The following is a 17,734-nucleotide window of genomic DNA, read 5'->3' on the forward strand; positions in this document are numbered from 1 at the left end:
TTAACGGAGATTCACCTCATGGCAGGCACACTTCCAGACAGCAGCACGCTGGTCGATATCTACCAACGCATGACCCGTATCAAACAGAACGACGAGCGCTTTCGTGCCGTGATCAAGTCCGGCCAGTTAGTCATGCCGTACTACTCGCCTTGTGGACAGGAAGTCATTCCGTCAGCGGTGTCGGCGAATCTGACCAACGACGATTACATCTGCACGATCTACCGTGGCGTACATGACATGATCGCCAAGGGCATTCCGCTCAAAGAGCTGTGGGCGGAGTTCGGTGGCCGTGCCACCGGTACTTGCAAAGGCAAGGGCGGCCCGATGCACGTGACACACCCGGCCACAGGCGTGATGGTCACCACGGGCATCGTCGGCAGTTCCATGCCGATTGCCAACGGCCTGGCCCTGGCGGCGCAGATTCGCGGCGAGAAACGTGTGGCGATTGCCTACTTCGGTGATGGCGCCAGCAACATCGGCGCGTTCCACGAATCGTTGAACCTGGCGTCGGTCTGGAAGCTGCCGGTGGTGTTCGTGTGCCAAAACAACGGTTATGGCGAACACACCAAATACGCCTACAGCACGTCGGTGGCGAACATTTCGATGCGGGCTGCCGGGTATGGCATGCCCGGTATCACGGTCGACGGCAATGACCCGATTGCCATGTACAACACCGCCAAGGACGCCATTGAACGCGCTCGCAATGGCGCTGGCCCAACACTGATCGAAGCCAAGACCTTCCGTTTTCATGGTCACGTGTTCGGCGATGTGGATGCGTACATGGATAAGGGTGAAAAGGACGCCTGGATCGCCAAAGACCCGGTGCCGCTGTTTCGCACTTGGTTGATCTCGACCGGCAACGCCAGCGAAGACCAACTGGCCGCCCTTGAAGCCAGCATCGAGCGCGATATCGATGAGGCCGTCGAATTCACACTTTCCAGCCCATATCCGGATCTCGCCGAACTTGATCGCGATATCTACAAGGATCAGGTGAGCGCATGAACCATAAAGTAGAGACCAAGCTCAATACGATCCAAGCCGTCAACCTGGCTCTGGATGACGCCATGGCTGCGGACGAGAACGTGATTATTCTCGGCGAAGACGTCGGCGATAAAGAGGAGGGCGGCATCGTGGGCGTCACCCGTGGTTTGTCGACCAAATATGGCGACTCCCGGGTGCGCTCGACGCCTATTTCCGAGCAGGCAATCATTGGTGCGGCGATTGGCGCGGCGATTGTCGGCATGCGGCCGGTGGCCGAAATCATGCTGATGAACTTCACCACCGTGGCCATGGACATGATCGTCAACCATGCGGCCAAACTGCGCTTCATGTCCGGTGGCCAGACCCATGTACCGATGGTTATTCGAACCATGACCGGTGCGGGTTTTGGTACGGGCGGCCAACACGCTGATTATCTGGAAGCCTGGTTCGCTCATACCGCCGGTATCAAGGTAGTGGCTCCTTCCAGCCCTGCGGATGCGTACGGGCTGATGCTCTCGGCCATCGAGGACGATGATCCCGTGTTGTTCATTGAAAACATGCCGACGTACTGGGCGCCCGGCGCGGCCCCTGAGCGCGGCAAAAAAATCCCGCTGGGCAAGGCCAATATTCTGTGCGAAGGCAAGGACGTGACGCTGATCACCTACAGCCGTCGTGTACTCGAAGCCAGCGCTGTGGTTCATAAACTGGCCAAGGAAGGTATCTCGGTCGAGCTGATTGATTTGCGCACCATCGCGCCGATGGACACCGACACCATTCTGGCCTCGGTGGCCAAGACGGGCCGCGCGGTGATCGTGCACGAGGCAGTAAAGCCTTTCGGGGTCGGTGCCGAGATTGCCTCGCGCATCTACGAATCACTGTTTGCTCAACTCAAGGCGCCCGTGCAACGTGTGGGCTCGCATTTCTCGCCCGTGCCGTTCTCCAAACCGCTCGAAGACGCCTATGTCCCGGGTCTGGACCAAATCGAGGCGGCGATTCGCGCCACGCTGAAGTGATCAACCGAAGGAATACATTGCGATGACGACACAAGTACTTATGCCCAAGCTGGGTTTCTCGATGAATGAAGGGACCATCAGTGAGTGGCTGATTGACGACGGTGCAACGGTCACTGAAGGGCAAGCGCTGTACGCGCTTGAAAGCGACAAGTCAGTTCAGGAAATCGAGGCACCGGCCAGCGGTACGCTGAAAATTCTGGCCCAGGTAGGCGAAGTCTACGAAGTCGGCGCCGTGCTGGCGGAGATCGTTTAAGCCGTTATCGGCACGCAAGGGGGAGACTGATGAGCGCTGAAACAGTGATAGATGTCCCGAAGCCCGCAGCCTTTGGCAGTGATTTACCGCTTTGGCCTCAGGTTGACTTCAGCGAGTTTGGTGAAGTCGAGAGCAAGCCGCTATCGCGGGTGCAAAAGCTGACCGCGCAATACATGTCGCGTAACTGGGTGATGATTCCGCATGTGACCCACAACGACGAGGCCGACATCACGGCTCTGGAGTTGCAACGCAAGGCGCGTAATGCGGCCGGCGAAGCGATCAAACTGACCTTGCTGCCCTACCTGATCAAGGCCGTCGTTGCCGCGCTCAAGGCGTTTCCGCAGTTCAATGCATCACTGGACGGCAGTGGTAAAAATCTGGTGTTGAAGAAGTATTTTCATATCGGCGTGGCGGTCGATACGCGCTTCGGTTTATTGGTCCCGGTACTGCGTGATTGCGACAAGAAAAGCCTCGCGCAGATTGCGGCCGAGCTGCACAGCATCTCCACCCAGGCACGGGACAAGGGCCTGAGCATGGCGCAAATGTCGGGTGGCTGTTTCACCATCAGTTCACTGGGAAGCTTCGGGGGCACCTCATTCACCCCGATTGTCAATGCACCGGAAGTCGCCATCTTGGGCGTGACTCGCGCCGACGATAAGCCTCGACGGGGCGCCAATGACGCCATCGATTGGCGGCTTACGTTGCCGCTTTCGTTGAGCTATGACCATCGGGTCATCAATGGTGCCGATGCCGCGCGCTTTACGGCAAAACTGGCTCAATTACTCGCTGACGTCGCTGCACTGGAGTCCTGAACACGGCACGCTATCAATACCTGTACCGACCGGAAACACTCGACTAAAAGAGACTGTCTCCCGTTGCGGCGTTTCGAACCGTTCAACAACATAATAAAGACGGGATTTCGATGAAAACACTGGGTGAGATGATCGAGCGGAATGCTCGGTATTTTCCTGATAAGGAAGCCTTCATTTCGGCTTCTCGCAGGATCACTAACCACCAGCTCGCGGAACGTGCCAAGCGCCTGTCCAGTCATCTGTATAACCACGGGCTGCGGCGACAGGATCGGGTGGCCATTCTGTCGATGAACAATCTTGAGTACTTTGAAACGTATCGTGCTTGCGAATGGGCGGGCTTCATTGCCTCGACGGTGAACTTTCGCCTGGCGCCACGGGAAATCCTCTACATCCTGCAGGATGCCTCACCCAAGGCGCTGGTGTTTGAAGCCCAATACACCGAGGTGGTGGGAGAGCTGAGACTGGATTTGCCGGGCATCGAGCATTTCATTTGTATTGGGGATGGGCCTGCGTGGGCGCAGTCCTTTGAAAGTGCGATGGACCAAGGCTTGGTGCAAGGCCCGCCCGTCCGCTCCAACCCCGAAGATTACGCCTATTTGATGTACACCAGCGGAACGACAGGTCGACCCAAAGGTGTGGTCCGCACTCATCATGCGATGTGCGTCACGGCAGACAGCTGTGCCTTGATGACCGAATTCAAAGGTTCAACGCGGGTGCTGCAAACCACGCCGGCGTTCCATATCGGCGGTATCGGATTCGTCAATGCGGCTGCATGGCTGGGTGGGACGACCATTGTCCAACAAGGGTTTGACCCTCGCGCAGTGGTGCTGGCCGTCCAGGAGGAGGGCGTGACCTTCACCTTCATGGTCGCTGCGATGTTGCAAGCGTTGCTGGATCTACCGGGTGTCGCCGATTTCAACCTGCGCTCGCTTGAACATGTGGTCACGGCTGCTGCGCCGATTCCTGTACCGCTGCTCAAACGGGCGATGGACCTTCTGGGACCAATCTTCTCTATCCAGTACGGCATGACTGAAAGCAATGCCTGTGTCATGCAACGCCATGAAGTGGTCGCCGAGGGCACGCCGGAACAACTTCACCGACTGGAGTCGGTCGGCCATGCATGTCCAGGTATCGAGCTGAGAATCGTCGACGAGCAGAGTCAGGATTGCCCTGTAGGCACGCCCGGCGAAGTGCTGCTGCGCTCCGACACACAACTGAGCGGCTACTGGAACAATTCGGTCGCGACTGTCGAGGCCTTGCGCAACGGTTGGTATCACACCGGCGACATGGGTTATCAGGACGCGCAAGGCTATGTGTTCCTGGTTGATCGCAAGAAAGACATGATCATTTCGGGTGGCGAAAATATTTACAGCCGTGAAGTTGAAGTCGCGCTGGAACTGCACCCGCTGGTGGTCGAGTCCGCCGTCATTGGCGTGGCCGATCCGCGCTGGGGTGAGTCGGTAAAAGCTCTCGTGGTCTTGAGTCCCGGCGCAGGCCTCGGCGAACAAGAGCTGATCGCACATTGCAAGGCGGTGCTCGCCAGTTACAAGTGCCCAAAAACCGTGGAGTTCATTGATGAGCTGCCGCGTATGGCCACGGGCAAGATCAATAAAGTCGTTCTGCGTGAGCGTCAACGCAGCGTCTAAACGCATTGAGCGGAGAACTACACATGGCTAAGTGGCTGCAATCGAGTGAATGCGTGACCTTTGAAGTGGCTGATCGCGTTGCTCGGATCACGCTCAACCGACCGGAAAAACGCAACGCCATTAACAACGTGCTGTTACGTGAATTGAAACAGGCGCTGCTTGAAGCGGATGACCTCAAATCGGTCAACGTCATTGTGCTCCAGGGCGCGGGCAAGGACTTTTGCGCGGGTTATGACCTGGTCACCACCTATGGCGACCTTGCTGAAGTCAACCCGACGGATTATCGCGGTACGCAGAAAAACTTCGATGACGATTGCTGGTCGATGGAGCGGCAGAACGAAACCATCAACCTGTTCGCCGAGATCCACAAACCGATCATCGCTCGGGTGCATGGCAATTGTTTGGCCGGAGGGACTGACCTGGCGCTGGCCTGTGACATGGTATTGGCTGCCGACAATGCCAGGATCGGTTTTCCGGCTACCCGGGCCAATGGGTCGCCGCCGGCGCATATGTGGTTCTACCACCTGGGGCCGCAGTGGGCCAAACGCATGCTGCTGACGGGTGACTCACTATGGGGGCGTGATGCCGCCAAGCTGGGTCTGGTGCTGGATGCTGTGCCGCCCGAGCAGCTTGACGAGGCGGTCGATGAGTTGGCACGGCGTTTATCGTTCGTCGACGCCGATCTTCTGTCGGCCAACAAACGCATCGTCAACTTGGCGCTTGAGTTGTCAGGCTCGAAAACCTTGCAACGGCTGGCGGTGGAGAACGACTCCCGAGCCCATCAATGCCAGGGCCCCCGTCGCACCCAGTTCAAGGAAGACATGCAGAACCTGGGCTTGAAAGATGCCCTCAAACGCCGCGACGAACCGTTCGGTGACGGAATGATCAAGCTCTACGCCCGTGGCGAAGAGTGAATTGGAGAGCGCATTAATGGATGTTGAACTGACAGTCAACGGTTCGGTAGCAACGCTTATCCTGAATCGCCCGGACAGCCTGAACGCACTGACGCCACAGATGCTGGAATTGATTATCGAGCACCTGGACCGCGTGGAAAGCGACCCGCAAATACGGGCCTTGATTTTTACCGGGGCCGGTCGCGCATTCTGCGCGGGTGCTGACGTCAAGGGTTCGGGCTCGGCCCCGGTGCGCATGAGCGTCAGCCATGCTCGGCGCTCGTTGGTGCCTTATCAGCAAGTGGCACTGAAACTCTACAACCTGAATAAACCCGTGGTCGCGGCGGTTCGTGGCGCGACGGTGGGCATTGCCTGGTCGTTCGCGATGTGCGCCGATCAACTGGTTGCCTCGGAAACCACCAAGTTTATTCCGGCGTTTCTGGCCCGGGCCACTGTGCCGGAGGGCGGCATGCTGCACCTGTTGGCACGCCATTGCGGTGAGTTTCGGGCCAAGGAAATCATGTACCTGAACCGCACACTCAGTGGACGTGAGGCCTTTGATATCGGTCTGGCGAGCAAGGTGGTGACGGACGATCAATTGATGGTGACCGCACAAGCACTCGCCCAAGAACTGGCCGAGGCGCCGACCTTCTCCATTGGGTTGACCAAACAACTGTTTCGCGCAACGTCCGGAAATTTCGAGGCGTACCTGGCGCTTGAGTTGAATGCCGTGGCGTTGGCGGTCAATTCCGCCGACGCGTCAGAAGGCCGTCAAGCTTTTCGCGACAAACGCAAACCCGAATTCCAAGGGCAATAGGCCCGACGTCCTGGACGTTTTACCCGACAGAGGTCAGACCATGCATTTCGAATTCAGCCCCGAAGATGAAGCGTTTCGCCAGGAAGTCCGGCAGTTCTTCAAGGAAAACGTAGGCTCCGAGGTCGCGCGTTATAGTTTTGAGGGCTGCCACCCGCCGCCCCGTGAGGTGTTGCGTCAGTGGCAAAAAATCCTGCATGCCCGTGGTTGGGGCGCGCCGCACTGGCCTGAGGCGTTTGGCGGTACCGATTGGTCGCCGCTGCGCAAGCACATCTTTCTTGAGGAACTGGTGAATGCCGACGGCCTGGACTACGGCTGGCAAGGCACGCACATGATGGCGCCGGTGGTGATCGCCTTTGGTAATGCCTGGCAGCAAGAGACATTTCTGCCCCCCTTGTTGGCGGGCGACACGTTCTGGTGCCAGGGCTTCTCTGAACCGAATGCCGGTTCCGACCTGGCCAGCCTGCGCACACGGGCCGAGCTGGACGAGGCGGGCACCCATTACGTTGTTAATGGCCAGAAGATCTGGACCAGTGACGCGAAGATTGCGGATTGGGGGTTTTTCCTGGTGCGCACCGATGCGACCGTCAAGCCTCAGCGTGGTATTTCGTTTCTGCTGATCGATATGAAAAGTCCAGGCATCACCGTGCGGCCAATCATCTCCATTGATGGTGGCGACGGGCTCGCCGAAGTGTTTTTGGAGAATGTGCGGGTACCCAAGGAACACTTGGTCGGTGAGCCGGGGATGGGGTGGACCTATGCCAAATACCTGCTGGAAAAGGAACGCACATCCAGTGCCTTCATCTACTTCAACAAGCGTGAATTAGAGAAAGCCAAAGCCATCGCTCGTCTCGAAAAAATTGACGGGGTTCCGTTGATCGATACACCGGCCTTCAGTCGCCGGCTCGCGGCGATTGAGGTGGATATTCTTGGGTTGGAGTGGTCGGTGCTGCGTATCTTGAGCAAGGAGACCTTGCGCGACAACATCGATGCGGTCGTCTCGACCCTGAAGGTCCGGGGGTCGGAATTGCAGCAGCAGGTCACCGAGCTGCAGGTCGACGCATTGGGACCTCGGGCACTGCGATTCTACGACCATGGACCCAATCGCAAAGCCCATGAACCGACCGCCTCCGACGAGCTCTGGCCTGCCTATGTGCCAGGGCGCAGCAATATGTACTTTTTCCAGCGCGCCTCGACCATTTATGGCGGAGCCCGCGAAGTGCAGAAAAACATTATCGCCAAGCTGGCCTTCGGACTCTGAGGACGTACCATGGATTTCAATCTATCTGAAGAGCAGACGATGCTGCGCGATGGCGTAGAGCGTTATATCAAAGATGCTTACGGATTTGAGGAGCGCCGTCACCAGGCCGTGAGCGCCGAAGGTTTCAGTCGCGCACATTGGCAGCAATTTGCCGACCTTGGCTGGCTGGCCCTAAACCTGCCGGAGGACGTGGGCGGCCTGGACTGCTCATTCGCTGAAACAGCTATTGTTCTAGAGTCCTTTGGGCGTGGCATGGTGCTTGAGCCTTATATCACCAGCGCGGTGTTATGCGCGCGGATCATTGACCAATCCGGTAACGACCACCATCGACATGACTTGCTCCCGGCGCTGATCGAAGGGCGTTTGTTGCTGAGCCTGGCCGACAGTGAAAACGGCTCGCGGTTTGCGGTCGGTTGCTGCGCCGAGACGTTTGCGGTGAAAACTGCCCAGGGTTACACCCTCAGCGGCCTCAAAACCCTGGTTATGGCTGCCGCTTCGGCGGACAAACTGCTGGTGACCGCCAGCCTGGACGACTTCAGCGATCCAGCGGTGTTTGTGATTGACCGCAATGCGCCGGGCGTCACCCTCGATCATTACACGTTGATCGATGGTACTCGGGCAGCCGACGTGTGGTTTGACGCTGTTCAGTTACCGGCATCTGCCTTATTGCTGGAGCCATCGGCCAGTCAGAAGGTGCTGGAGGAGGCGCATGATCGAGGGGCACTGGCGGTAGTCGCACAGATCCTGGGGGTGATGCACGGTGTCATGGACTTGACGGCTGAATACATCAAGACCCGCGTGCAATTCGGCCAGCCCATTGGCAAGTTTCAGGCCCTGCAACACCGGATGTCCGAAATGTTCGTTGAAGCCACCCATACACGGTCGATACTGTTCCGGGGGATGGCGTACCTGGAGAAGTCGCCGCCAGAGCGCCGAAAGGCTATCTCGGCCGCTAAAGCCGCCGCGAGCAAATCCGGTCGGTTCGTCTGTGCTCAGGGGGTGCAGTTGCACGGTGGTATCGGTCTGACCGAGGAGTATCAGGTGGGCCATTATTTCCGCTTGATGACCCTGCTGGAAAAGCAGTTCGGCGATATCGACTACCACCTGGCCCGCTTTGCCGCCACACGTTGACGACTGTCACTCGGGGCTGTCCGCAGACCCGAGAGCCTCCCAATAATAAAAAAAGGAAGTCTTGCTCATGAACGTCACCGAAGAACTGCTGGCCAATGTTCGGCTGTTGCTTGATCGCCAAGCCATTTCAGACTGCGTCACCCGTTATTGCCGGGCAGTAGACCGATTTGACCGGGACCTGCTGCGCACGGTTTATCACGAGGACGCCACTGACGATCATGGTGCATTTTGCGGGGGGCGCGAAGCCTTCATCGACTGGGCTTTCGCCTACCACAATGAATACCAGATATCACACCATCACATCATCACTAACCACACGGCCGAGATCGAGGGTGATACCGCACACGCCGAAACCTACTGGCTGTTCTTCGGTGAAAATCGCACCAAGCCCGACACGGTCGCGGTGGGGCGCTACGTTGATCGTTTCGAAAAGCGTGACGGACATTGGGCCATTGCGGCACGGGTGTGCGTCACGGAAAGCATCAACGAACTGACTCCCGCCGAGATACCAGAGGTGTTTCGACAGTTGCAGATGGGTAACGCCACCAGCGCCCGGTCGAAAGACGACGTGTCCTGGATGCGCCCGCTGAACGTACGCCAACCCGTCTGATTCTGTTCGTCCATCAAGCTTCTGGAGGCAACCATGCGTTCCTATGTCATTTCGCACTATGGCGGAGTCGATGGCTTACGCCTTCGTGAAACCGACGCGGCGCCAGCGCCGGCACCGGGTCAGGTGCTGGTGCGGCTGCGGGCCGCTTCGCTGAATTTTCGTGACCTCATCATCCTCGCTGGCGGATACCAACAGCTGTGCAAACCGGATCTCGTGCCTTGCTCTGATGGCGCGGGAGAAGTGGTCGCGGTAGGTGAGGGGGTGCAGCGGGTGTGTGTCGGTGATCATGTTGCGCTGACGTTTCATCCACACTGGATTGCCGGTGAGAGGCCTCTGGGGCGGGCTATTCTAGGGCGTGGGGGGGCTGTGGACGGCACCTTGTCTGAATATGCCTGTGTGTCCGAAGAGGAGCTGGTCAAGGTGCCTGCGCATCTATCCTTCGAGGAGGCCGCCACCTTGCCTTGTGCCGCACTCACCGCCTGGTCGGCGCTCTGCGCGCAAGGTGTGCTGCTCCCCGGACAGCGCGTGTTGGTGCAGGGCAGTGGCGGGGTTTCGGTGTTCGCGCTGCAACTGGCCATGCTATTTGGGGCTGAGGTCGTCGCGTTGTCATCTAGCGCCGAGAGGCTTGAACATTTACGGTTATTGGGCGCCGACCACCTGATCGATTATCGCGTCCATGAGGATTGGCATCGGCAGGTCCTGGACTGCACCGAAGGGGAGGGAGTGGACGTTACGGTGGAAGTCGGTGGTGGCGAAACCATCGAGCGTTCGGTGCAATCGACGCGTATTGGCGGGCGTATCAGTGTCGTCGGGTTGTTATCCGGGAGCCCCGCACTCAGTGAGGGATTCTTCTACCGAGGATTGAGCGTCAATACCATCGGCGTCGGAAGTCGCGAGCAGTTCGAGCAGATGAATCGCGCCATTGCCTTGCACCGACTCAAGCCGGTTATCGACCGGGTGTTCAGTTTTGAACAAGTCCCTGAAGCGTTTACCCATCTGAAACAACGCAAGCACGTTGGAAAGGTAGTGGTTCGTATCGATTGATTGCCCGCAGAGGTACTTGCCCTGGCGCGCATGGCTTTAAAGGGGCTCGGCGGCGCCAAGCATGGCGCCGCGGGCCCTTCCTCTATTCAGCCAACGCAAGCTCCACTTGTTCCTTTGCCGGCCTCTTGGGCAAGGTAAACGCCACCGCCAGCCCTGCCAGTGTCATTACCAGCACATAGCCAAACACCCGCATGTAAGCCAGGTCGCTCGGTAAGCTCAGCGCATTGGCCATGGGGGGGGCGTGGTCGGATGCCAGCAGCGTGAAAATCATTTGCGCGCCGAGGGCGAAGGCGCAGGCGAAGAACACATAGGTGACGCCTGTGGTTTCCGAGGTCCGTTCGGCAGGCGTGGCTTCAATGATCAGGTTGTAGACGGCTGGGTGAGCGAACGCGAATCCGATGGTCGAGAGGACTGCGCACGCCAGCGTGGCAGCTAGCGTCGCATGCAAGAACAACATCGCGGCCCATGCCGCTGAGGCTATCGACAGACCAATGATGGCCGCAGAACGAGCACCTCTGCGGGCAGCAATACGGCCACTGAGCGGTCCCCCAATGAGTGAAAACAGGTTGATGCACAACATGGAAAGGCCAGCACCCGTGGCACTCAAGCCAAAGCTGCCCAGCGTGCCGCCAGGTTGCTGCAAATAAAGCGACATGACTTGGCCGATCTGAACGCAGCCCATGCCAATACAAACCATGCAGAGGTTGGCGCGAATGACTTGTCGGTTAGCCAATAGGCGCAAATCGATTAAGGGTGCCGGTTGTTGCCACTGTTGGCGCCCCCAAACCAGCAGAACGCCCACGCCAGCCGCCAACAAGCCCCAGGTATAGGCATCCCAGCCCCATGCAGCGCCCTTTTGCACCACCACCAGCAACGCAGCCAGACCCGGCGCGAACAATAGACCGGAAAATAGAGAGACTCGTTGTCCGGCCTTGGGCTCGGAGTGATGCACTGCGAGGTAGACGGCCAGCATCGCCGCCAAGGCGAGTATCAGTTTGAACCAGAAGCCGCCCTGCCATGAGTAGTGATCAATGACAACGCCGGCCGACAAATAGATCACGCCAGCACTGATCATTCCCACCGCGCTCAACAGACCTACTGCAAACGGTATGGATTTGGCGTCCAGGTTTTCGCGCAGAATGCCAAAGGCCAGCGGGGTCAGTGCACTCGCCAGACCCTGTATGGCGCAACCGACGATCATCCACTCAAGGCTTGCGGCCAAGGCCGCAATCAGCGCACCGGCCATGCACAACCCCAAGACCCAAAGCGTTATTTTGCGTCGGCCCATCAGGTCGCCAAGTCGCCCGCATAGCGCGGCGGCGATGGCCGATACCAGCCAGTAAATGGTCACCACCCAACCGATGGCGGAGGCGTCCGGGAAGTGCCGGTACAGCACTGACAGCATGCTGTAGATCACCGTGATCCCTGCCGAGGACACGATGCTTAATAGCGTCAGTGCAGTGTAGAGCCCAATTCGGTTGCGGCGTTGTGCGGACTGCATCGGTTTCCCTCCAATTATTATTTTTATGAGTGGGCACTGTTGTGCACAACAGACCCTTGGCTTGACAGCAAATATGAACGCTGTTTACATAGATGAATATATAGAGCTCTCCGTCATACCTACAAGCCTTAAGATCGCGACTCCGAAAAACAACAAAAACGGGAGTGTGTGCATGACCGTCAACCCAATGTCCGGAGCGCTGCGATGCGCCAAGGATAAAAAAATTATTGTCATCGCCATGGGCTTCGGTGCCGCAGACAGCCTGGTACAGGGGCTGATCGCACAGGGCGCCAGCGTTGGCCTGGTCACCGATGCAGTGCAAGCGAGCACCTTAAATGCGTTGTGCGACAGCGAGTTCAGCTCCCAATCTGGGTTGGCATTGGCGCTGCGGCAGGCCGTTCAGCAATTGGGCGAAGTTGATGCCGTTGTTATGGCCTTGACCCCGGCGGCCTCGCTGGTTGCCCGTCCCATCACTTCAATGTCTTTCGAGGATTGGCAAAGCGCTTGCCTGGCGCCGTTGCGTTTGGCGCGCCAATGTTTGCAGGAGGCATTCGCGCTGTTTGCCGGACGGCCCGGCAGTGTGGTGCTGCTGGGGGCAAATCTTTCACTGACTGGCAGCGCTGGCCTGACCGCGTTTTGCGCCTTCAGCGAAGGGCAGCGTGCGCTGATGAAGTCTGCCGCCAGGCAGTGGGGCAGCAGAGGTGTCCGTGTGAACTGGGTGGGCGTCGACGCGGTGACCTTCGTGCCATCGCTTCAGGAGGTGCCCATCCCTTTAAGCCCGGAAATGGGGCCACCGCCTCCTGCCTTGGGCTACATCCCGACGCTGGACAAGGGGGTGGCTGAATCGATCGCGATGCTGGTCGGTGCGAGTGCATTGACCGGGATTTCGCTTCCCGTGGACGGTGGTTTGTGGATGGTCCCATGAGTAATCAAATGACGCGCATGCTCGACGGTGAAACCGTGCTGGTAACCGGTGCAGGAGGCGGGCTTGGCCGAGGCATCGCGCTGGCGATGGCTGAAGTCGGTGCCCGGGTGGTGATCGCCGCGCGCCGGGGCAGTACCGGTGAAGAAACGGCACAACTGATCCGCGAGGAGGGAGGCGAGGCTTTGGCCGTCGAAACCGACGTCACCTCACTGGAAGGCATGCGCCAGGCAGTTACCGCTGCCGTCAGCCATTTTGGCGGCCTGGATATTCTGGTGCACAACGCCACTCATGGCGCCTCAGGCCACCCGAAAAACCTGGAGGATTTTGCAGATGACGATTGGGATAGCCAACTGGCGGTGGATCTGGTCGGTGCCCACAACTGCGCCGTCGCCGCGTTCGATGCGTTGCATGCCACGGGGTGTGGCCGACTGATTCTGCTGTGTTCGGCGTTCGGTTTGCACGGCGCGGCGCTTAATCCGGGTTATGCGGCCAGCAAGGGCGCCATTCGCGGCCTGACCAAGTCCCTGGCGCGGGAATGGGGCCCGTTCGGCATTACCGTCAATGCGGTTTCCCCTGCGGCACTGACCCCGGCGGCTGAGGCTTTTTTCGCCATGAATCCGGTTCTGCGCGATCAGTACATCGCCAACTTCCCGTTGGGATACATGGGCCGTGAGCGGGAGGATGTGGGGCGTGCCATTACGGCCTTGTGCAACCCCAACCTGAGTTATGTGACAGGACAAATCATCCAGGTCGACGGCGGCCTCTATACCGCGGTTTAACGTTCAGGAGTGCTATCAATGAACCGACTACAAGGCAAAGTCGCCATCGTTACGGGGGCGGCGTCAGGCATCGGCCTGGGTGCTGCCAGGCGTTTTGCGCAAGAGGGCGCGCGGGTGGTGTTGGCCGACCTGAATGGCGAAGGGGCGCGCCGAGAAGCGGAGCGCCTGTGTGCGGACGGGATGCGGGCGGTTGCCGTCACCGTAGACTTGGGCGATGAAACATCGATCCGCGCCATGATCGATTTTACCCTCAAGACCTTTGGCGGTCTGGACGTGCTGTTCAACAACGCGGCTGCGACCCATTTGTCCCAGTTCAAGGACTCTCCCGTCGAGCAGATGGACACTCAGGTCTGGGATGACACCCTGCGCATCAACCTGCGCGGCTGCATGCTCGCCAGCCGGATGGCGATTGCGCCGATGCGCCAGGGGGGCAGTGGTTCGATCATTAACACCAGTTCCGACTCCGCCCAGGCCGGCGCACTCGGGTATAGCGCCTACGCAGTGTCCAAGGCCGGGATCGAAGCCCTGACTCGGTACATCGCGACCCAGCACGACAAAGAAGGCATTCGTTGCAATGCCATCTCACCCGGCTTGATCGTGACCCCCGCCACCGAGCAGGGCTATGCCGGCGCTGCAGGCCAAATGATGCTTGAACATCACCTGACGCCACGCCTGGGTTCGGTGGAAGACATCGCCAGCGCAGCCCTCTATCTGGCCTCAGACGAAGCGGCATTCGTAACCGGTCAAGTGATCAACGTGGACGGCGGGCTTCTGGCGCATCAACCCTATTACGCCGATGAGCGCCGCGCCATGGCCACTGCTCAGGAGTAACCCTTCGATGAGTCAACTTCAAACCCTCGAACAGCGCCTTGAAAGGGTTGAGGCGCAACTGGCTATTCAACAACTTCCATCGCGGTATGCCCTGAGTGTCGACGGTCGTGACCTCGATGCGCTGGTCGCGCTGTTTACCGACGATGTGGACTGTGGCCGCAGGGGCAAGGGGCGTGCGGCGCTCAAGGACTTTTACGCTTCGGAATCGATTCTCCAGGCGTTCTACCGCAGCGTGCACCAGATCTGCGGGCACACCATCGACTTGCTGGATGCCGACCATGCGACCGGCACTGTGTATTGCCGCGCCGAGCATGAAGACGGTGAACACTGGGTGGTCATGGCTATCTGTTATTTCGACAGCTATGTACGGCGTGACGGGGAATGGTTTTTTGAACGCCGTGACGAACGTCATTGGTACTCCACCGACTGGCAGCAACGCCCAGGGGTTCCGCAATGGCAGTGCTGGCCGGGCAAATACACTGAGCCGCGATTTGAACCGCGTTTGCCGAGCAGCTTCCCCCACTGGGACACCTTTTGGTCGCGCAGCTCCAGTGAGTTACGCCAACGCCTGACGAAGCAGCCATGACTGCCTGCGAGGAGCACTCCATGTCCAACCTTGTCGCACCTTTATTTGAACCCTTGCAGCTCGGATCGCTGCGCTTGAACAACCGTATCGTGATGGCGCCCATGACCCGGAACTTCTCCCCTGGTGGCGTGCCAGGTGAAGACGTCGCGGGCTACTACAGTCGCAGGGCACAAGGTGAAACCGGTCTGATCATTACCGAAGGTGTTGGCGTCGATCATCCCTCGGCTTTGGGCGAGGCTGGCATCGGCGAAAGCGACCTGCCGCACCTTTACGGCGAAGCGGCGCTAGCCGGCTGGCGTCGGGTGGTTGAGCAGGTGCATGCCGTGGGTGGGCGTATTTTTCCGCAACTGTGGCACCAGGGGGGTATGCGCTTACAAGGCACCGGCCCTAACCCGCACATACCGTCCTCGCGTCCTTCCGGGATATGGGGGCCACCTGCTGGGCTAACCTCATCGCCCGCCGACTACGTAGCGGCACAGTTGGTGCCGACCACGGCGATGAGCGAAGAAGACATCGCCGATGTCATCGCAGGCTATACGCGCAGTGCCGCCTATGCCAAGGCGCTCGGTTTTGATGGGATCGCGGTCCACGGCGCCCACGGTTATTTGATCGATACCTTCTTGTGGCGCGTGACCAACCTGCGCACCGACGCCTGGGGCGGTGACCGCAAGGCGCGCAGCCGCTTTGCCGTCGAGGTGATCAAGGCCATTCGTGCGGCGGTCGGTCCAGAGCTGCCGATCCTGTTCCGCTTTTCACAATGGAAGCAGCAGGACTTCAAGGCTCGGCTGGCGGCGACGCCCCAAGAATTGCAGGACATTCTGCTGCCGATCGCCGAGGCCGGAGTCGATGTGTTCGATGCCAGCGTGCGCTATTTCAATCGCGCCGAGTTTCCGGACATCAGCGGAAGCGATGGTGAGTTGAATCTGGCGGGTTGGGCCAAAAAAGTCACCGGCTGCATGAGCATGACGGTCGGCGGTGTTGGGTTGGAAAACGGTATGTACGACAGCAACAAACAGGGCGGGGCCCACTCCAGTAATAACCTGCAATTGCTCATGGCGCGTTATGAGCGGGGTGAGTTCGACCTGGTCGGTGTTGGCCGGTCCCTGTTGCAGGACCCCAATTGGGCAAGCAAGGCCCGCCAGGGCCAGGTTTTCGAACCCTTTAGCAATGAGTCCCTGAGCGTATTGACCTGATCGCACAAAGCATTGGGTTCCCGATATGTCTCCGTACAGCATGCAGAAGAGTGATGTGATGACGGTCAAAAAACAGTTTCAACTCCAGGCACGGCCCACCCGTGACGAAGCCGAAGCGGCAGTACGTACCCTGATTCGTTGGGCCGGCGACGATCCCGATCGTGAAGGCTTGCTCGATACGCCACGACGGGTCGTCAAATCGTATGACGAATTCTTCGCGGGTTATCTTGAGGAACCACGAGAAATTCTGTCGCGCACTTTCGAAGAAGTCGAAGGCTATGACGAGATGATCGTGCTGACCGACATCCGTTTCGAAAGTCACTGCGAACACCACATGGTGCCGATCATTGGCAAAGTCCACGTGGCCTATCTGCCGGACAAGCGAGTGGTGGGGATTTCCAAGCTTGCGAGGTTGGTCGAGGTCTATGCCAAGCGTTTGCAGATTCAGGAAAAGATGACCGTGCAGATCGCCGACACGCTCAGTGACGTGCTGCAACCACTGGGTGTGGCCGTGGTCATCGAGGCCTCTCACCAGTGCATGACCACCCGCGGCGTGCACAAGGCCGGCGTATCGATGGTCACCAGCCGGATGGTCGGCGCGTTCCGCGATCATGGCGAAACCCGCCGCGAACTGCTGGCGATCATCGGCCTTGCCGCTCACCCACGATTCGCCAATAGCTGAATAAGGAGATGCGCAATGTCCAATTCGTCCCTCCACGGCAAGGCGATTCTGGTCACGGGCGGCGCGAAGCGCGTCGGTGCAGCCATTGTCAGAGCCCTGCACGATGCAGGCGCCTCGATCATTCTGCATTACCGCCGTAGTGCCGGGGACGCCAACGAACTGGCCGAACGGCTGAACTGGGAGCGGCCGGGTTCTGTCACCTTATTGCAAGCCGACTTGCTGGACACGCAGGCGCTCGCAGGATTGGTCGAGTGTGCGGTTGAAAGCTTTGGCCGTCTTGATGGGCTGATCAACAACGCCTCCAGTTTCTACCCGACCCCTTTGGGCAGTATTGACGAACAGGCCTGGACCGACCTGATCGGCAGTAACTTCAAGGCACCGCTATTTCTGTCCCAAGCGGCATGGCCACACCTGAAGGACACCGGTGGCACCATCATCAATATCGTCGACATCAATGCGGAGAGACCAATCGAAGGGTTTTCGACCTACTGCGCAGCTAAGGCCGGGCTACTGGGGCTGACCAAAGCGCTGGCCATCGAAATGGGGCCACACGTACGGGTTAATGGCGTTTCACCGGGCGCCATCGCATGGCCTTCGGACGGCTTATTCGACGCGGCAACGCGGCAGACGATGATCGACTCAACATTGCTCAAGCGCACGGGCGAACCCCATGACATCGCTCGCACCGTGTTGTTTCTACTGGCGGACGCACCTTATATCAGCGGCCAAATTCTTGCGGTGGATGGCGGTCGGTCAGCCCACCTTTGACATTATCCGTT

19 protein-coding genes are annotated in these 17,734 nt (G+C 58.9%); 18 read left to right on the forward strand and 1 reads right to left on the reverse strand.

Annotated elements, in window-relative coordinates:
- Window positions 1-18 precede the first annotated feature (18 nt).
- From HDC32_RS26030 to HDC32_RS26080, 11 genes are all read left to right on the forward strand, one after another.
- Window positions 19-1,002, forward strand: a complete 984-nt coding sequence (locus HDC32_RS26030) for a thiamine pyrophosphate-dependent dehydrogenase E1 component subunit alpha (RefSeq protein WP_184746077.1) — start codon at window positions 19-21, stop codon at window positions 1,000-1,002.
- On the forward strand, window positions 999-1,994 hold the full coding sequence (locus HDC32_RS26035) for an alpha-ketoacid dehydrogenase subunit beta (RefSeq protein ID WP_145338586.1): 996 nt from the start codon (window positions 999-1,001) through the stop codon (window positions 1,992-1,994). The genes HDC32_RS26030 and HDC32_RS26035 overlap by 4 nt, the downstream gene beginning before the upstream one ends.
- Window positions 1,995-2,016: 22 nt before the next feature.
- Window positions 2,017-2,247: a biotin/lipoyl-containing protein gene (locus tag HDC32_RS26040; RefSeq protein ID WP_053136215.1), complete on the forward strand. Its 231-nt coding sequence runs from the start codon at window positions 2,017-2,019 to the stop codon at window positions 2,245-2,247.
- 29 nt (window positions 2,248-2,276) lie between these two features.
- Window positions 2,277-3,059, forward strand: a complete 783-nt coding sequence (locus HDC32_RS26045) for a 2-oxo acid dehydrogenase subunit E2 (RefSeq protein ID WP_145338587.1) — start codon at window positions 2,277-2,279, stop codon at window positions 3,057-3,059.
- 110 nt (window positions 3,060-3,169) lie between these two features.
- On the forward strand, window positions 3,170-4,705 hold the full coding sequence (locus HDC32_RS26050; RefSeq protein ID WP_145338588.1) for a class I adenylate-forming enzyme family protein: 1,536 nt from the start codon (window positions 3,170-3,172) through the stop codon (window positions 4,703-4,705).
- A 23-nt stretch (window positions 4,706-4,728) separates the two neighbouring features.
- Window positions 4,729-5,619 (forward strand): crotonase/enoyl-CoA hydratase family protein, encoded by an 891-nt coding sequence (locus HDC32_RS26055; RefSeq protein WP_145338589.1) that lies wholly within the window; start codon window positions 4,729-4,731, stop codon window positions 5,617-5,619.
- A gap of 16 nt (window positions 5,620-5,635) precedes the next feature.
- Window positions 5,636-6,415: an enoyl-CoA hydratase/isomerase family protein gene (locus HDC32_RS26060; RefSeq protein ID WP_145338590.1), complete on the forward strand. Its 780-nt coding sequence runs from the start codon at window positions 5,636-5,638 to the stop codon at window positions 6,413-6,415.
- Between the two features lie 40 nt (window positions 6,416-6,455).
- Window positions 6,456-7,673: an acyl-CoA dehydrogenase family protein gene (locus tag HDC32_RS26065; protein WP_145338591.1), complete on the forward strand. Its 1,218-nt coding sequence runs from the start codon at window positions 6,456-6,458 to the stop codon at window positions 7,671-7,673.
- A gap of 9 nt (window positions 7,674-7,682) precedes the next feature.
- Window positions 7,683-8,804: an acyl-CoA dehydrogenase family protein gene (locus HDC32_RS26070; protein ID WP_145338592.1), complete on the forward strand. Its 1,122-nt coding sequence runs from the start codon at window positions 7,683-7,685 to the stop codon at window positions 8,802-8,804.
- 67 nt (window positions 8,805-8,871) lie between these two features.
- Complete coding sequence (locus tag HDC32_RS26075) at window positions 8,872-9,414, forward strand: nuclear transport factor 2 family protein (protein WP_145338593.1); 543 nt, start codon at window positions 8,872-8,874, stop codon at window positions 9,412-9,414.
- Window positions 9,415-9,447: 33 nt separating this feature from the next.
- Window positions 9,448-10,458 carry an NAD(P)-dependent alcohol dehydrogenase gene (locus HDC32_RS26080; protein ID WP_145338594.1) on the forward strand — a complete coding sequence of 337 codons (1,011 nt, stop codon included), beginning with the start codon at window positions 9,448-9,450 and terminating at the stop codon, window positions 10,456-10,458.
- An 82-nt stretch (window positions 10,459-10,540) separates the two neighbouring features.
- Here HDC32_RS26080 and HDC32_RS26085 read toward each other — a convergent pair whose 3' ends face one another.
- Window positions 10,541-11,959 (reverse strand): MFS transporter, encoded by a 1,419-nt coding sequence (locus tag HDC32_RS26085; RefSeq protein ID WP_145338595.1) that lies wholly within the window; start codon window positions 11,957-11,959, stop codon window positions 10,541-10,543.
- 73 nt (window positions 11,960-12,032) lie between these two features.
- Between HDC32_RS26085 and HDC32_RS26090 the strand changes: the two genes are divergently transcribed.
- The 7 genes from HDC32_RS26090 to HDC32_RS26120 are packed head-to-tail and all read left to right on the forward strand — an operon-like array spanning window position 12,033 to window position 17,723.
- On the forward strand, window positions 12,033-12,884 hold the full coding sequence (locus HDC32_RS26090) for an SDR family oxidoreductase (RefSeq protein WP_178116809.1): 852 nt from the start codon (window positions 12,033-12,035) through the stop codon (window positions 12,882-12,884).
- Window positions 12,881-13,663: an SDR family NAD(P)-dependent oxidoreductase gene (locus HDC32_RS26095; protein WP_145338597.1), complete on the forward strand. Its 783-nt coding sequence runs from the start codon at window positions 12,881-12,883 to the stop codon at window positions 13,661-13,663. The genes HDC32_RS26090 and HDC32_RS26095 overlap by 4 nt, the downstream gene beginning before the upstream one ends.
- A gap of 18 nt (window positions 13,664-13,681) precedes the next feature.
- Window positions 13,682-14,494 carry an SDR family NAD(P)-dependent oxidoreductase gene (locus HDC32_RS26100; protein ID WP_145338598.1) on the forward strand — a complete coding sequence of 271 codons (813 nt, stop codon included), beginning with the start codon at window positions 13,682-13,684 and terminating at the stop codon, window positions 14,492-14,494.
- Between the two features lie 7 nt (window positions 14,495-14,501).
- Entirely contained in the window at window positions 14,502-15,080 is a 579-nt protein-coding gene (locus HDC32_RS26105) for a nuclear transport factor 2 family protein (RefSeq protein ID WP_145338599.1), read from the forward strand.
- A 20-nt stretch (window positions 15,081-15,100) separates the two neighbouring features.
- Window positions 15,101-16,273, forward strand: a complete 1,173-nt coding sequence (locus tag HDC32_RS26110) for an NADH:flavin oxidoreductase (RefSeq protein WP_145338600.1) — start codon at window positions 15,101-15,103, stop codon at window positions 16,271-16,273.
- Window positions 16,274-16,331: 58 nt separating this feature from the next.
- Window positions 16,332-16,955: a GTP cyclohydrolase I FolE gene (gene folE, locus HDC32_RS26115; protein ID WP_145338601.1), complete on the forward strand. Its 624-nt coding sequence runs from the start codon at window positions 16,332-16,334 to the stop codon at window positions 16,953-16,955.
- A gap of 15 nt (window positions 16,956-16,970) precedes the next feature.
- The gene (locus HDC32_RS26120) at window positions 16,971-17,723 is read left to right on the forward strand and encodes a pteridine reductase (RefSeq protein ID WP_145338602.1); all 753 of its coding nucleotides are present in this window, start codon (window positions 16,971-16,973) and stop codon (window positions 17,721-17,723) included.
- Window positions 17,724-17,734: the final 11 nt, after the last annotated feature.

The organism is Pseudomonas sp. JAI120, assembly GCF_014207255.1.
Taxonomy (GTDB): domain Bacteria; phylum Pseudomonadota; class Gammaproteobacteria; order Pseudomonadales; family Pseudomonadaceae; genus Aquipseudomonas.

Excerpts from the sequence above, each read along its gene's own strand:
- HDC32_RS26045 (WP_145338587.1), top strand. The coding sequence starts at position 2,277 with ATGAGCGCTGAAACAGTGATAGATGTCCCGAAGCCCGCAGCCTTTGGC.
- HDC32_RS26080 (WP_145338594.1), top strand. The coding sequence starts at position 9,448 with ATGCGTTCCTATGTCATTTCGCACTATGGCGGAGTCGATGGCTTACGC.
- HDC32_RS26050 (WP_145338588.1), top strand. The coding sequence starts at position 3,170 with ATGAAAACACTGGGTGAGATGATCGAGCGGAATGCTCGGTATTTTCCT.
- HDC32_RS26030 (WP_184746077.1), top strand. The coding sequence starts at position 19 with ATGGCAGGCACACTTCCAGACAGCAGCACGCTGGTCGATATCTACCAA.
- HDC32_RS26070 (WP_145338592.1), top strand. The coding sequence starts at position 7,683 with ATGGATTTCAATCTATCTGAAGAGCAGACGATGCTGCGCGATGGCGTA.
- HDC32_RS26095 (WP_145338597.1), top strand. The coding sequence starts at position 12,881 with ATGAGTAATCAAATGACGCGCATGCTCGACGGTGAAACCGTGCTGGTA.
- HDC32_RS26065 (WP_145338591.1), top strand. The coding sequence starts at position 6,456 with ATGCATTTCGAATTCAGCCCCGAAGATGAAGCGTTTCGCCAGGAAGTC.
- HDC32_RS26090 (WP_178116809.1), top strand. The coding sequence starts at position 12,033 with ATGAACGCTGTTTACATAGATGAATATATAGAGCTCTCCGTCATACCT.
- HDC32_RS26100 (WP_145338598.1), top strand. The coding sequence starts at position 13,682 with ATGAACCGACTACAAGGCAAAGTCGCCATCGTTACGGGGGCGGCGTCA.
- HDC32_RS26060 (WP_145338590.1), top strand. The coding sequence starts at position 5,636 with ATGGATGTTGAACTGACAGTCAACGGTTCGGTAGCAACGCTTATCCTG.
- HDC32_RS26120 (WP_145338602.1), top strand. The coding sequence starts at position 16,971 with ATGTCCAATTCGTCCCTCCACGGCAAGGCGATTCTGGTCACGGGCGGC.
- HDC32_RS26040 (WP_053136215.1), top strand. The coding sequence starts at position 2,017 with ATGACGACACAAGTACTTATGCCCAAGCTGGGTTTCTCGATGAATGAA.
- HDC32_RS26085 (WP_145338595.1), bottom strand. The coding sequence starts at position 11,959 with ATGCAGTCCGCACAACGCCGCAACCGAATTGGGCTCTACACTGCACTG.
- folE (WP_145338601.1), top strand. The coding sequence starts at position 16,332 with ATGACGGTCAAAAAACAGTTTCAACTCCAGGCACGGCCCACCCGTGAC.
- HDC32_RS26110 (WP_145338600.1), top strand. The coding sequence starts at position 15,101 with ATGTCCAACCTTGTCGCACCTTTATTTGAACCCTTGCAGCTCGGATCG.
- HDC32_RS26035 (WP_145338586.1), top strand. The coding sequence starts at position 999 with ATGAACCATAAAGTAGAGACCAAGCTCAATACGATCCAAGCCGTCAAC.
- HDC32_RS26105 (WP_145338599.1), top strand. The coding sequence starts at position 14,502 with ATGAGTCAACTTCAAACCCTCGAACAGCGCCTTGAAAGGGTTGAGGCG.
- HDC32_RS26075 (WP_145338593.1), top strand. The coding sequence starts at position 8,872 with ATGAACGTCACCGAAGAACTGCTGGCCAATGTTCGGCTGTTGCTTGAT.
- HDC32_RS26055 (WP_145338589.1), top strand. The coding sequence starts at position 4,729 with ATGGCTAAGTGGCTGCAATCGAGTGAATGCGTGACCTTTGAAGTGGCT.